Annotated in this window: 16 protein-coding genes; 11 read left to right on the top strand and 5 right to left on the bottom strand. The window is 68.9% G+C overall.

Features of this window, described 5'->3' with window-relative positions:
• Nucleotides 1–18 precede the first annotated feature (18 nt).
• Both gpmA and M9980_RS02055 read left to right on the top strand, forming a co-directional pair.
• The gene (gene gpmA, locus M9980_RS02060; RefSeq protein ID WP_250752822.1) at nucleotides 19–738 is read left to right on the top strand and encodes a 2,3-diphosphoglycerate-dependent phosphoglycerate mutase; all 720 of its coding nucleotides are present in this window, start codon (nucleotides 19–21) and stop codon (nucleotides 736–738) included.
• Nucleotides 713–856, top strand: a complete 144-nt coding sequence (locus M9980_RS02055) for a hypothetical protein (RefSeq protein ID WP_250752820.1) — start codon at nucleotides 713–715, stop codon at nucleotides 854–856. The genes gpmA and M9980_RS02055 overlap by 26 nt, the downstream gene beginning before the upstream one ends.
• Before the next feature lie 191 nt (nucleotides 857–1,047).
• Here M9980_RS02055 and M9980_RS02050 read toward each other — a convergent pair whose 3' ends face one another.
• Nucleotides 1,048–1,548 (bottom strand): Fur family transcriptional regulator, encoded by a 501-nt coding sequence (locus tag M9980_RS02050; RefSeq protein ID WP_250752818.1) that lies wholly within the window; start codon nucleotides 1,546–1,548, stop codon nucleotides 1,048–1,050.
• A gap of 44 nt (nucleotides 1,549–1,592) precedes the next feature.
• Nucleotides 1,593–1,967 carry a MerC domain-containing protein gene (locus M9980_RS02045; protein ID WP_250752816.1) on the bottom strand — a complete coding sequence of 125 codons (375 nt, stop codon included), beginning with the start codon at nucleotides 1,965–1,967 and terminating at the stop codon, nucleotides 1,593–1,595.
• Between the two features lie 109 nt (nucleotides 1,968–2,076).
• Between M9980_RS02045 and M9980_RS02040 the strand changes: the two genes are divergently transcribed.
• The 8 genes from M9980_RS02040 (at nucleotide 2,077) to M9980_RS02005 (ending at nucleotide 9,098) form a co-directional block, all read left to right on the top strand.
• Nucleotides 2,077–3,114, top strand: a complete 1,038-nt coding sequence (locus M9980_RS02040) for a COX15/CtaA family protein (RefSeq protein WP_250752814.1) — start codon at nucleotides 2,077–2,079, stop codon at nucleotides 3,112–3,114.
• The gene (cutA, locus tag M9980_RS02035; protein WP_250752812.1) at nucleotides 3,111–3,425 is read left to right on the top strand and encodes a divalent-cation tolerance protein CutA; all 315 of its coding nucleotides are present in this window, start codon (nucleotides 3,111–3,113) and stop codon (nucleotides 3,423–3,425) included. The genes M9980_RS02040 and cutA overlap by 4 nt, the downstream gene beginning before the upstream one ends.
• Nucleotides 3,422–4,189 carry a hypothetical protein gene (locus tag M9980_RS02030; RefSeq protein ID WP_250752809.1) on the top strand — a complete coding sequence of 256 codons (768 nt, stop codon included), beginning with the start codon at nucleotides 3,422–3,424 and terminating at the stop codon, nucleotides 4,187–4,189. The genes cutA and M9980_RS02030 overlap by 4 nt, the downstream gene beginning before the upstream one ends.
• A 128-nt stretch (nucleotides 4,190–4,317) precedes the next feature.
• Complete coding sequence (gene rplM, locus M9980_RS02025) at nucleotides 4,318–4,797, top strand: 50S ribosomal protein L13 (RefSeq protein ID WP_250752806.1); 480 nt, start codon at nucleotides 4,318–4,320, stop codon at nucleotides 4,795–4,797.
• The gene (rpsI, locus tag M9980_RS02020; RefSeq protein ID WP_250752803.1) at nucleotides 4,797–5,363 is read left to right on the top strand and encodes a 30S ribosomal protein S9; all 567 of its coding nucleotides are present in this window, start codon (nucleotides 4,797–4,799) and stop codon (nucleotides 5,361–5,363) included. The genes rplM and rpsI overlap by 1 nt, the downstream gene beginning before the upstream one ends.
• Before the next feature lie 200 nt (nucleotides 5,364–5,563).
• Nucleotides 5,564–5,884: a quaternary ammonium compound efflux SMR transporter SugE gene (gene sugE, locus M9980_RS02015; RefSeq protein WP_250752800.1), complete on the top strand. Its 321-nt coding sequence runs from the start codon at nucleotides 5,564–5,566 to the stop codon at nucleotides 5,882–5,884.
• Nucleotides 5,885–6,007: 123 nt separating this feature from the next.
• A complete protein-coding gene (locus M9980_RS02010) occupies nucleotides 6,008–7,726 on the top strand; it encodes a DUF1800 domain-containing protein (protein WP_250752798.1) in 1,719 nt (572 codons plus the stop codon).
• A 10-nt stretch (nucleotides 7,727–7,736) separates the two neighbouring features.
• Entirely contained in the window at nucleotides 7,737–9,098 is a 1,362-nt protein-coding gene (locus M9980_RS02005; RefSeq protein WP_250752797.1) for a DUF1501 domain-containing protein, read from the top strand.
• On the opposite strand, the gene guaD is transcribed toward M9980_RS02005, so the two are convergent.
• The 3 genes from guaD to M9980_RS01990 form a co-directional block, all read right to left on the bottom strand.
• Nucleotides 9,095–10,360 (bottom strand): guanine deaminase, encoded by a 1,266-nt coding sequence (gene guaD, locus M9980_RS02000; protein ID WP_250752795.1) that lies wholly within the window; start codon nucleotides 10,358–10,360, stop codon nucleotides 9,095–9,097. The two genes, M9980_RS02005 and guaD, sit on opposite strands and share 4 nt — an antisense overlap.
• Nucleotides 10,361–10,505: 145 nt before the next feature.
• Nucleotides 10,506–11,978, bottom strand: a complete 1,473-nt coding sequence (locus M9980_RS01995; RefSeq protein WP_250752793.1) for a UxaA family hydrolase — start codon at nucleotides 11,976–11,978, stop codon at nucleotides 10,506–10,508.
• A 55-nt stretch (nucleotides 11,979–12,033) separates the two neighbouring features.
• Entirely contained in the window at nucleotides 12,034–12,351 is a 318-nt protein-coding gene (locus tag M9980_RS01990) for a 2Fe-2S iron-sulfur cluster-binding protein (RefSeq protein ID WP_250752792.1), read from the bottom strand.
• Between the two features lie 78 nt (nucleotides 12,352–12,429).
• Here M9980_RS01990 and M9980_RS01985 point away from each other — a divergent pair, with 78 nt between their 5' ends.
• Nucleotides 12,430–13,053 carry a DNA-3-methyladenine glycosylase family protein gene (locus M9980_RS01985; RefSeq protein WP_250752791.1) on the top strand — a complete coding sequence of 208 codons (624 nt, stop codon included), beginning with the start codon at nucleotides 12,430–12,432 and terminating at the stop codon, nucleotides 13,051–13,053.
• Nucleotides 13,054–13,072: the final 19 nt, after the last annotated feature.

Below are 13,072 nucleotides of genomic sequence, written 5' to 3'. Positions count from 1 at the left end.
AGAATACCGGAGTTGCCGATGCCCACCCTCGTCCTGATCCGCCACGGCCAGTCGGCCTGGAATCTGGAAAACCGCTTCACCGGCTGGTGGGACGTCGACCTGACCGAACAGGGCCGGCAGGAGGCGTGGGCGGCGGGCGAGGCGATGCGCGCGGCGGGGCTCGACTTCGATCTCACCTTCACCAGCTTCCAGAGCCGCGCGATCAAGACGCTGAACTTGGCGCTGGAGGCGATGGGGCGGTTGTGGCTGCCGACCGAAAAGGACTGGCGGCTGAACGAGCGGCATTACGGCGGGCTGACCGGCCTCGACAAGGCCGAGACCGCGGCGCTGCACGGCGACGATCAGGTCAAGATCTGGCGCCGCAGCTTCGACATCCCCCCGCCCCTGCCCGCCGAAGGAAGCGCCTACGACCTGTCGAAGGACGCGCGGTATAAGGGGATCCCGATCCCCCAGACCGAAAGCCTGAAGGATACGATCGCGCGCGTGTTGCCATACTGGGAAAGCCGGATCGCGCCCGAACTGAAGGCCGGCAAGCGCGTCCTGATCGCCGCCCACGGCAATTCGCTGCGCGCGCTGGAGAAGCATCTGTCGGGGATTTCGGACGCCGACATCACCGGCCTCGAAATCCCGACCGGACAGCCGATCGTGTACGAGCTCGACGCGGAACTCAAACCCGTCGACCGCTATTACCTCTCCGAGAGGAGTGCGGTGCATGACGGAGAAAAAGGGCAAGGGTAGCGCGGTTGCCCAGCGCGCCAACGCGATCGCCGCGAAGGAAGGCGAGAAGAACCCGCGCAAGTCGAGTGCCGCGCAGGCGGAATTGGGCAAGGCCGGGGCGAAGGCGAAGAAGGGCTAGCCTCCAGCCGTTCGTTTCGAGCGCAGTCGAGAAACAGGTTTCGCCACCGACGATGCCGTTCGCGCTGAGCCTGTCGAAGCACGTGCCCCGCGCGAATCGTCCGTGGCACGCACTTCGACAGGCTTAGTGCGAACGGTATGAGTGGGATCGCGTTTCTCGACTGCGCTCGAAACGAACGGGTGGGGATGGGATCAGCTGGCGCCAGGTCCGGCGGCTGGCTGTGCCGAACCCTGATCGCATTCCGCGCACACGCCGCGCACCTCGATCACCGGGCGCACCGGCACGAACCCCGCGCCCTTTGCGGCGTTGCGCACCGTGCCGGTGATACTATCGTCGTCGATGTGCGTTGTCTGACCGCAGCGATCGCATACGAGGAAGATGCAGTCGTGCAGGCAATCGGGATGCGCGTTGGCGACATAGGCGTTGGCGCTTTCCACCCGCCGCGCGAGGTTCGCGCCGACGAACAGGTCGAGGATGCGGTACACGCTGTTCGCGGCGACGCGGCGACCCTCCGTCTTCGACACCGCATCGGCGATGTCATAAGCGGAGGCCGGCTTGTCGAACCCGGCCAGCGCGCCGAACACCTGCGCGCGCATCGTCGTCCACTGCTCGCCGGCCTTGACCAGAGTGGCTTCGGCGGCGCGCGTCAGGTCGGCGCCTGCATGTTCGTGATGGTGGTGATGGGCGGCCATGCGGGCGAATGTAGGCGCGGGCGCGGTGCCCGGCAAGCGAGCCGTCAGTAGGTCGCGCGGCGGTTCAGTTCGTGGCCGAGCGCGAGCGTGCCGACACCGATCAGCGTGTACAGCACCTCGACCTCGCTGTGCGGCAGCGTCAGCGCGCCGGCCATGACGCCGAGGCCGAGCCCGCCGATCGCAGAGGGCATCATATAGCCGTGCGTCCAGATGCCCCGCCCCAGCGCCAGCGCGCCAAGCGGGATCGCGATCGCCAGCCCGATCTCATGAATATGCGGGTCGAGCAGCAAGCCCCCCGCCGATGCCGCCAGCGCGACCAGCACCGCGGTCGCCAGGCAATGGACCATGCATAGCCCCGACATCCCGATCGCAAGGCGATCGAGGCCGGAAATCCAGCCGAGGCGAGTCGTGGTGTCCATCGTCCGCCCCAGATAGGCCAAAGCACGCGACGTTACAATATCACATTGCGGATTTTTAGCGGCGTCTGGAGACTTCCGCGGGGCGTCCGCCTCGGCTATCGCGCGCGCCATGCTTCGCCCTTCGCTGACGCCGATCACCGCCCGCCCCGCCGCTCTCGCGCGGTGGCTCTACGCCGTCGCCGCGCTGATCGTGCTGATGGTCGTCATCGGCGGGATCACGCGCCTGACGGAATCGGGCCTGTCGATCACCGAATGGAAGCCGGTAACGGGCACCCTGCCCCCGCTAACCGACAGCGCGTGGGCGGCGGAATTCGCGAAATACCAGCGCATTCCAGAATATCAGCAGCTGAACCGCGGCATGACGCTGGCCGAGTTCAAGGGCATCTTCTTCTGGGAATATCTCCACCGCCTGCTCGGGCGGGTGATCGGCCTCGCTTTCGCGCTGCCGCTGCTGTGGTTCTGGGTGCGCAAGGCGATCCCGCACGGGTTCGGCCTGCGCCTCGTCGCGCTGCTGGCGCTCGGCGGGCTGCAGGGCGTCGTCGGCTGGTGGATGGTGACGTCGGGTCTGTCGGTGCGCACCGACGTCAGCCACATCCGGCTGGCGGTGCACCTCAACCTGGCGCTGGCGATCCTCGCGGCGATCGTGTGGACGGCGCGCGACCTGAACGTGCTCGCCGCCGATCCGCAAGCCCGGCCCGCGCGGCTGACCGGCGTCGGCGCGCTCGCGCTCGGCCTGTTGTTCGTGCAGCTGATCTACGGCGCGCTGATGGCCGGGCTGAACGCCGGGCTGGCGGCGAAGGACTGGCCGCTGATGAACGGGCGGGTGTTCCCGTCCGCGGAGTTCGCGGCGCATCCGATCGGCGATGCGATCGTCAACGATCCTTATACGGTACATTTCATCCATCGCTGGTGGGCGTTCGTCGCCTTTGCCGGGCTGATTCTGCTGGCACGGGTGGCGAAGCGATCGGGCGCGCGGCGCGAATCGGTGCTGATCCACGCCGCGGTCGGCACGCAGATCCTGCTCGGCATCGGTACGGTGATGATGGGCGTGCCGATCTGGCTCGCCGCGCTGCACCAGCTGACCGGCGCGCTGCTGCTGATCGCGACCGTCTTCGGCGCGCATAGCGTCGGTCGCGCGCCGCGGTGAGCCAGATCGCGCTCGTCTCGACGACGTTCGCCGACGCGGCGGAGGCCGAGCGGATCGGCGCGTCGATGATCGCCGAGCGGCTGGCGGCATGCGTCACCGTAGGCCAGCCGGTGCGCTCGATCTTCCGCTGGCAGGGCGAGGTCGATCGCGCGCATGAAATCCCCGCCACCTTCAAGACGAGCGGCATGCGCGCCCGCGCCCTGCGTGACCGGATCCACGCGCTGCACAGCTACGAACTGCCGGTGATCGAGACCGTCACGGTCGAGGTCGCGGCGGACGTTGCGGCGTGGGTCGCGGACGCGACGGCGTGATCGCACTGTTGCTGCCGCTGGCGCAGGCGATCGCGCCGCAACCCGCCGCGCCCCCGGCATTCGCGCCGCCGCCCGAGCGCCGCTATGTCCTGACCCAGACCGAGACCCGCGACGACGGCCACGGCGTGCAGCGGTTCGTGCTGGTCCGCCACGTCACCTTCACGCCGCGACCGGGCGGCTATCTGGCGACCATCGAGGGCGTGCGCGTCGATGGATCGGGCGCGCCCGGAGGAGCGGGTGCGCGCTTCGACGCGATGCTGCGCGGCACGATCGGGCGCCGCTTGCGCCTTCTGCTCGACGATGCCGGCACGGTCGTCGACGTGCAGGACCGCGCGGCGGAATGGGCGCGGCACATCGGCGCGATCGAGCGTGCACTGGCCGGACGCCCCGCCGCGCGCGTCGCGCTGGCGCTGAAGCCGCTGCGCAACATGACCCCGGCGCAGCAGATCGCCCAGCTGGGAGAGGCGGTGGCGCCGCTCGTCGCGACCGGCGTCGTCGCGCGCGGCGCGTTCGCCGATCGCCCGGTTTCGATCGCCGGGACGACGCCGGTCGGCGCGGTGGCGCTGACGGGGCAGGAGCGGGTCGAGCGCCGGGGAGACGGCACGCTCGCGCTCGATCGCACGACCGCCGGCGGCGCGATCACCCGCCGCGAAAGCGCGATTGTCGATGCCGCGACCGGCATCGCCCGCCTGCGCACCGACACCAGCGTCGTGACCAGCGCCAGCGGCAGGTTGACCATCACGCGCCGCTACACGATCGACTGACCGGTATTATTTTACCCGTCAGCAAAGCCCCACTTTGCTTGACTTTTGGGACCGTCAGCGGCAATGGCCCCGCATCCGCGCCGCTCCACGCAAGGGGCGGCGCGATGCATTTAGAGGTCTCGCGCCCCATGAAGGCACTGTTGAAGACCACCAAGTCGGCGAAGCCGCACGAGGTGGAGAAGAAGTGGCATCTGATCGATGCCGAGGGTCTGGTGGTCGGCCGCGTCGCCGTCATCATCGCCAACCTGCTGCGCGGCAAGCACAAGACGAGCTTCACCCCGCACGTCGATTGCGGTGACAACGTCATCGTCATCAACGCCGAAAAGGTGCAGTTCACCGGCAAGAAGCGCACCGACAAGATCTATTACAAGCACACCGGTTATCCGGGCGGGCTGAAGGAAGTGACCGCGGACAAGATCCTCGACGGCCGCTTCCCCGAGCGCGTGCTGGAAAAGGCCGTGGAGCGCATGATCCCGCGCGGTCCGCTGGGTCGCCAGCAGATGCGCAACCTGCGCGTGTTCAACGGCGCCGAGCATGACCATGCCGCGCAGAACCCCGAAGTCCTCGACGTCGCGGCGCTGAGCCGCAAGAACAAGGTGGGCGCATAATGTCCGACAATCGCCAGTCCCTTTCCGATCTGGGTGCGATCGCCGCGGGCCAGCCGGCCCCGACCGAGGCGCCTGCCGCCGGTGCGGATACCGCCACCGACGCGACCGCCATTGAAACCGTGATCCCCGCACAGCCCGCCGCGCCGACCACGCCGCTGCGCGCGCAGGAGATCGACAAGTTCGGTCGCGCCTATGCGACCGGTCGCCGCAAGGACGCCGTCGCACGCGTCTGGCTGAAGCCGGGTTCGGGCAAGATCACGGTCAACGGCCGCGACCAGGAAGTGTATTTCGCACGTCCCACGCTGCGTCTGGTCATCAACCAGGTGTTCGGCGTCGCCGGGCGCGAGGGTCAGTATGACGTGATCTGCACCGTGAAGGGTGGCGGGCTTTCGGGCCAGGCCGGCGCGGTCAAGCACGGCATCGCCCAGGCGATCACCCGCTACGAGCCGGCGCTGCGCTCACCGGTCAAGGCCGCTGGCTTCCTGACCCGCGACAGCCGCACCGTGGAGCGCAAGAAGTACGGCAAGGCCAAGGCCCGCCGCAGCTTCCAGTTCTCGAAGCGTTAAGCTGGAGCCTTCGGGTTCGAAGGCATCGCAGACGAACAAGGGGCGGTCCGGCAACGGGCCGCCCTTTTTCGTGGCCTCACCCCGTGCATTGACCGGTCCGCGCACCCCACCTACATCCCGCCCCGCGGCGACCACGTTCCCGCCCCGCCACGGGTGATCAAGACCGGGACGGCCCGGCAGTCCTTTGTGAGGAGGCTGCTGTGGCGTGGATTTTCTTAGGGATTGCGGGCGTGCTGGAGATCGTGTGGGCAGCGGCGATGAAGCAGTCGCACGGCTTCACCCGGCTCATGCCCAGCATCGTTACCATCGTTGCGATGATCGCCAGCTTCGCCCTGCTGTCGGTGTCGATGAAGACGCTGCCGCTCGGCACCGCCTACACGGTGTGGACCGGCATCGGCGCAGTCGGCGCGTTCCTGGTCGGCGTGCTGGTGCTGGGCGAACAGGCGAGCGCGACGCGCATCGCCGCTGCGGTCCTGATCGTCGGCGGCCTGGTGCTGATGAAGCTGTCGTCACCGGCCTGACCGCGCGCAAACGCGCCCAACGCCGCGTTAGCATTCTTCTGCGCTTCCTGCCCCATCCGAACTAGGGTAAACCTGCGCGCGGGGCCGATGCACGGGGGTGCGTCGGGAGCGGGGATTTCGGGCATGACGGGCATGCACGCGCTGCGGATGGTGATGACGTCGGCGGTGGCGATGGCCGTGCTGTCGGGGTGCGGCGGTGGCGGTACGTCGGGATCGGGCGGCGGGCTGGTCAGCGTCACGCCGACGCCTTCGCCCGCGCCATCCACACCGACGCCGACCCCGGTCACGTCGGTCGATGCGGTCCGCCTGGCGCAGCAGGCGACGTTTGGACCGACGCCAGAGGTGGTGAACCGCATCGTCGCGCTCGGCATCACCGGCTGGATCGACGAGCAGCTTGCCGCCACCGGCAGCCGCTACGACGATATCGCCGCCTCGACCGCGGCGCTGCAGGATTTCTGCACCGCGGGCGCGGGATCGACCGACACCGCGTGCAACCGCAAATATTTCAGCCGCGAGCCCGTCGCGATGCGCTTCTACGCCGATGCGATGAACGCGCCCGACCAGCTGAAGCAGCGCGTCGCCTTCGCGCTGTCGCAGGTGCTGGTCGCGTCCGAGCTGGAGGTGAACGAAACCAACGGCATCGCCGCGTACCAGCAGATCCTGCTCGACGGCGCGTTCGGCAACTACCGCGATATCCTGCAGAACGTCACGCTCAGCGGCTATATGGGCGATTATCTCGACATGGCGGACAGCAACCGCACCGCCCCGTCCGAGAATTACGCGCGCGAGCTGCTCCAGCTGTTCAGCATCGGGCCGGACCAGCTGAACATGGACGGCACCCGACGGCTGGATGCGACCGGGGCGGCGATCCCCAACTATACGACCGACGACATCAAGGGCGTGGCGAAGGCGCTGACCGGCTGGACCTACGCGCGCCTGGGCAGCGCGGCCCTGACCGACAACAATGCCCGCGACTATTCGAAACCGATGGTGCAGGTCGCCGCGCGCTACGACACCACGGCGAAGACGTTCATGGGCACCACGGTGCCCGCCGGCGCCACCCAGGCCGACAGCGTGAAGGCGGTGGTCGACGCCGCGTTCAACAATGCATCGACTGCACCGTTCGTGGCAAAATCGCTGATCCAGCAGCTTGTCACCTCCAACCCCTCGCCCGCTTATGTCGGGCGGGTTGCGGCGAAATTCGCCGACAACGGCAGCGGGATCCGCGGCGACATGAAGGCGGTGGTCCGCGCGATCCTGACCGATGCCGAGGCGCGCGGGGGCGTGCGCAGCGGTGCCGGCGACGGCAAAGTGAAGGAGCCGATCCTGACGCTGACCGCGACGATGCGCGTCGTCGGTTTCTCGACCGACGGCTATCCGTTCGTCACGCAGGATGCCGGCGTGTTGCAGGGCGTGTTCCGCAGCGGGTCGGTGTTCAACTTCTACCCGCCCGACTATCCCCTGCCCGGCAACACGACGCTGCGCAGCGGGCCGTCGAAGCTCATCACGACCTCCAACGTCATCCGCCTGCACAACCTGATCTACAACTGGACGGTCAGCGGCGATCAGGCGCGCAGCGAATTCACGACCAACCCCGGCATCCCGGGCTGGACCGGCAGCAGCACGACGTGGACCGCGTGGGAAGCGCTGGACACCGCCGGCATGATCGACCGCATCAACCTGCTGATGATGGCGAACACGATGAGCGATGCGCAAAAGGCGGCGCTGACGTCGGCGGCGAGCGCGATCACCAACGCGACCCCGTCGCTGCAATCGCGCCGGCGGGCTCAGATGCTGCTCTACATCGTCGCCACCAGCCCGCAGTTCCAGGTCGATCGGTAGGAGCATGGGCATGGATTTCTCCCGCCGCGATTTCTCGAAATTCATCGCCGGGGCCGGGGCCGCCGCCGCGCTCGGCCAGTTGGCTCGCACCTCCGCGATCGCCGCGGGGGGCACCGGCTACCGCGCGATGGTCGGCGTGTTCCTGTTCGGCGGCAACGACGGCTGGAACATGGTGGTGCCGACCGACAGCCGCTACGCCGGCTATGCCGCATCGCGCGGCACGGTCGCGCTGGCGCAGGCGCGGCTGACGACGCTCGGCGGCGCGGCGTTCGCGCTGCACCCGGCGATGGCACCCCTGAACGCGGTGTGGGACGAAGGCGCGCTCGGGCTGGTGCTGAATGCCGGCACGCTGTTCGCGCCGTTGACCAAGGCGACGTACCAGAGCCGCAGCGATCTGAGACCCACCAACCTGCTCAGCCATTCCGACGAACAGGCGCACTGGCAGGGGTTGCGCGCGCGGACCGACAATTTCGATGGATTCATGGGCCGCATCGCCGACAGATCGGCAACCCCTGCGACGCCCGCGCTGATCTCGCTCGGTGGATCGAACCTGGCGGTGATCGGCCAGACCTCGGCGCCGCTGATCCTGCCGTCGACAGGGACGCTCAGCCGCACCGGCTACACCACGGGCAGCTCGGCGAAGAACAGCGCGATCGACGCCTTCGCGACCGCCGCGGGCATGGGCACGATCGCTGACGTGACCGCGAAGCAGATCACCGCGGCGTACACGCAGGCGACGACCGCCAATACGATCCTCACCGCGACCAGCGGCGTCGACGCGTTCTTCGTCAACCCAACGACGGGCGCGACGCTGACCAGCGACGTCTCGCGCCAGCTGCTGCGCGTCGCCCGCATGATCGAGGCGCGCGGCAGCCTCGGCCACGATCGCCAGACCTTCTTCGTGACGCAGGGCGGCTACGACAATCATTCGGCGCAGGTGAACACCGACACGTCGGCGGGCACCCACGCCAATCTGCTCGGCGACCTCGCGCTGGCGCTCAGCGCCTTCCACCGCGCGCTGAAGTCGCTGGGCGTCGCGGACGGCGTTACCACCTTCACGATGAGCGATTTCGGACGGACGTACAAAGGCAATGCGCAAGCCGGGACCGACCATGCGTGGGGCAGCAACCATCTGGTGATGGGGGCGGCGCTGAAGGCGCGGACCGTCCACGGCCTCTACCCCGCGACCACGCTGGGCGGCGCCGACGACGTCGCGTCGGAGGGGCGCTTCCTGCCGCAGATCGCGCAAGAGGAATATCTGGGCGCGATCGCGCGGTGGCACGGCGTGACCGACACCGACATGCCCTATGTCATGCCGAACTGGTCGACCTGGACGACGGGCGGGCGCGGGCCGCTGGGACTGTTCGCCTAGCGCGTGTGGACGCAGCGGCCGGCGACATAGGTCGCCGAGACCGCGCGGTCGTCGCCGAGGATCTGGAGCGCGAACAGCCTGTCGGCGAGCGGCTGCCCCGCGGTGCGACGCGCGAGCAACGGCGTCGCGGCGGGATCGAGCACGACGAAATCCGCCTCCTGCCCCGGCTGCAGCGCGCCGATCCGGTCGTCGAGCCCGAGCACCCGCGCGCCGCCCGCCGTCGCCAGATGCAGCGCGCGGAACGGGTCGAGGCTGACCCCGCGCATCTGGGCGACCTTATACGCCTCCCCCATCGTCGCCAGCAGCGAGAAGGTCGTGCCCGCACCGACATCGCTGCCAAGGCCGGTCTTCACCCCGAAGCGGTCGGCGGCGGCCAGATCGAACAGGCCCGAGCCGAGGAACAGGTTCGACGTCGGGCAGTGCGCGATGCCGCTGCCGGCCTCGGCCATCCGCGTCATCGCGCGGTCGCTCATGTGGATGCAATGCGCGAACACCGATCGCGGGCCGACGAGGCCGAAGCGATCATAGACGTCGAGGTAATCGGTGGCGTCGGGGAAGCGCGCGGCGACCGCGGCGCATTCGCCGGCATTCTCGGCCAGATGGGTGTGCATCAGCACGTCCGGGTGTGCCGCCAGGATCGCGCCGGCATCGGCGAGTTGCGCGTCGGACGAAGTCAGCGCGAACCGCGGCGTGACCGCATAGCCCAGCCGCCCGCGCCCGCGCCACCGTGCGATCAGCGCCTCGGTCTCCGCCCGCCCCGACGCCACATCGTCGCGCAGGGTCGCGGGGCCGCCGTCCATCAGCACCTTGCCCGACACGATCCGCATGTCGCGCGCCAGCGCCGCTTCGAACAGCGCATCGACCGAGGTCGCGTGGACGGTCGCGAACACCAGCGCCGACGTCGTGCCGTTACGCAGCAGCTCGTCCAGAAACACGCCCGCCACCGCATCCGCGTGGGCGCGGTCGGCGAACTTCGCTTCCTCCGGGAAGATGTGCCGCTCGAGCCATTCCAGCAATTGCTCGCCGTGCGCGGCGATGCGGTCGGTCTGCGGGTAATGGACGTGCGCGTCGACGAAGCCGGGCACGATCGTCTTGCCGGGAAAGGCAGTCACCGGCACATCCGCGAATTGCGCGCCAAGATCGGCACGATCGCCGAACGCGACGACGTGGCCATCCTCGACCACGAGCAGACCATCGGCGTGATGCAGCACTCGTCCGATTGCGGGGACGCTCAGCAATTCGGCACGATAGGCGTGGATCATGGGTGGGATTCTCAAGCAGGCGTGGACGATGCGGTGACCGCGGGCGATGGGCCGTGCGTCGGCGGTCGAACTTGGCCGCGGTGTGACCGCGATGGCGCCGGTACGCAACTGTCGAGGATAGAGCGGCCTCGGGCCGCGCACCGCGCTATAGCGTCACGCCCCGCTTCCAGATCGCGATCTCGCGTTCGTCGTTGCGCTCGGCGGCGGTCGCCTCGCCCGACGCGATCGCGATCACGCGGTCGAGCAACCCGGTCGCCGCACCGTCGGCATCTTCAAGCGCCTGCCCCGCATCGAAATCGATCCAGCCCGGCTTGCGTTCGGCGAGCGCGGTGTTCGACGCGATCTTGATCGTCGGGACCGGGAAACCGAGCGGCGTGCCGCGCCCGGTGGTGAACAGGATCGCGGTCGCCCCCGCCGCCGCCAGCGCGGTGCAGGATACCGCGTCGTTGCCCGGCGCCTCCAGCAGAGTCAGCCCGCGCCGGCGCACGCGCTCGCCATAGCGGCGCACGTCGGTGACGGTCGCGTGCCCCGCCTTCTGCACCGCGCCCAGCGACTTTTCTTCAAGCGTGGTGATGCCGCCGGCGATGTTGCCGGGCGACGGATTCTCCGACACCGGCTGCCCGGCATCGACGAAATAGCGTTTGAAGCCGTTGACCATAGCGACCAGCCCCGCGAACACGTCGGCATCGGCGGCGCGGTCCATCAACATCTGTTCGGCGCCGAAGATCTCGGGGATTTCGGTCAGGATCGCGGTCCCGCCTGCCGCCGTGACCGCGTCGCTCATCCGCCCGACCAGCGGATTGGCAGTCAGGCCCGAAAAGCCGTCCGACCCCCCGCATTTGACGCCCAGCACAAGCTCGGACAGCGGCACCGCCGTCCGCTCGACCGTCTCCGCCAGCGCAACGAGTTCGGCGACGTGGGCCACGCCCTCGGCCACTTCGTCGGTCGCCGACTGCGCGCGCACCGTGCGGATGCGGTCGCGCAGGGCGGGGTCGATCATCGCCACCAGCCGGTCGAGCTGGTTCGATTCGCACCCCAGCCCGACCAGCACAACGCCCGCCGCATTCGGATGCTGCGCCAGTGCGGCAAGGATCGCGGTCGTGCCGTCCAGATCGTCGCCCAATTGCGAGCAGCCGAACGGGTGGACCAGCGCGTGGATCCCGTCGATGCGCCCGCCGTGCAGGGCATCGCCCCGCGCCGCGATCTTCTGCGCCGTCCGCGCGACGCAGCCGACGGTCGGGATCACCCACACTTCGTTCCGGGTCGCGACGCACCCGTCCGCCCGCCGATAGCCGAGGAACTCGCGCGGCGCCGGCGGCGTGGCCATCGACGCCGCCTGCGGTACGTAGCGATAGTCGCCGTGCGTGCAGAGCGCGGTCGCGACATTGTGGACATGAACATGCTCGCCGACCGCGATGTCCCGCGTCGCGCGACCGATCGGGAAGCCGAACTTGATGACCGGCGCCCCCGCCGCCACCGCGCGCACCGCGATCTTGTGCCCGACCGGAACCGCGTCGCGCACCACCAGTCCGTCGATCGCCTCCCCCGGCTCCAGCGCGCCGAGCGCCGTCGCGACATCGTCGCCGGGATCGACCTGAAACACGCGCTCGCCTGCCATGCCGCCCGCCATACCGGGCGGGAAGCGTCACCGCCAGCGGCTTATGACACCGGGATCAATCCTCCGCGGCGATCCGCACGCGCAGGCCGTCGAGCGCATCGGTGAACTCGATCTGGCAGGAAAGGCGAGACGTTTCGTCGCGGTCTGCAGACGAATCGAGCAGGTCGTTCTCGTCCTCGCTCATCGACTTCAGTTTGGCCGCAAATTCCGGGTCGATATGGACGTGGCACGTCGCGCACGAACAGCAGCCGCCGCACAGCGCCAGCAATTCGTCGAAGCCGTTGTCGCGGATGACTTCCATCACCGACAGGCCCGCCTCACCCTCGACCGAGCGTTCTTCCCCCTCGCGGGTCGTGACGATAAGTGTCGGCATCTGTCCTCATTCTCCAAAGCGTGTCGCGACCGGCCATGCCTTGCCGCCCGCGCGAATTCAAGAAAGCGTGGAAACCGCATGGGCCTGTCCGCCGACCAGCTTCGCACCTCGCTCGACGCGCTCGCGGATATCGAGCCGGCCTTTGCCGCCGCGATCGCGCGATCGGGCTATCCCGAGCCGCGGATCAGCCAGCCGGGCTATGCCACCTTGCTGCGCACGATCGTCGGCCAACAGATAAGCGTCGCCGCGGCGGCCTCCGTGTGGGCAAAGCTGGAGGCGGCGCTCGGCGACCTGACCGACCCAGCGGTCGTCGCTGCGGCGTCCGACGAGACGCTGCGTACCGCCGGGTTCTCCCGCCAGAAGGCCGGCTACGCCCGCAGCCTTGCCGACGAAGTGACGAGCGGGCGGCTGGACCTTGCCCACCTCCCCGCCGACGACGAGGCTGCGATCGCGCAGCTGGTGCGAGTGAAAGGCATCGGGCGGTGGTCGGCGGAAATCTATCTGCTGTTCGCGGAGGGGCGCGCCGACGTCTGGCCGGCGGGCGACCTGGCCGTGCAGATCGAGGTCGGGCGCATCCTCGGCCACGACGCCCGCCCGAGCGAAAAGGCGACGCGCGCGCTGGCCGAGGCCTGGCGCCCCCACCGCGGCGCAGCGGCGATCATGGCGTGGCATCATTACAAGACCGACATGGCGGTCATCTGAAACGCGAAACGGCGACCGG

It is taken from the genome of Sphingomonas donggukensis, assembly GCF_023674425.1.
GTDB lineage: Bacteria > Pseudomonadota > Alphaproteobacteria > Sphingomonadales > Sphingomonadaceae > Sphingomonas > Sphingomonas donggukensis.
Note: the sequence above shows the minus strand (reverse complement) of the source record. Positions and strands in the feature narration are given on the sequence as shown.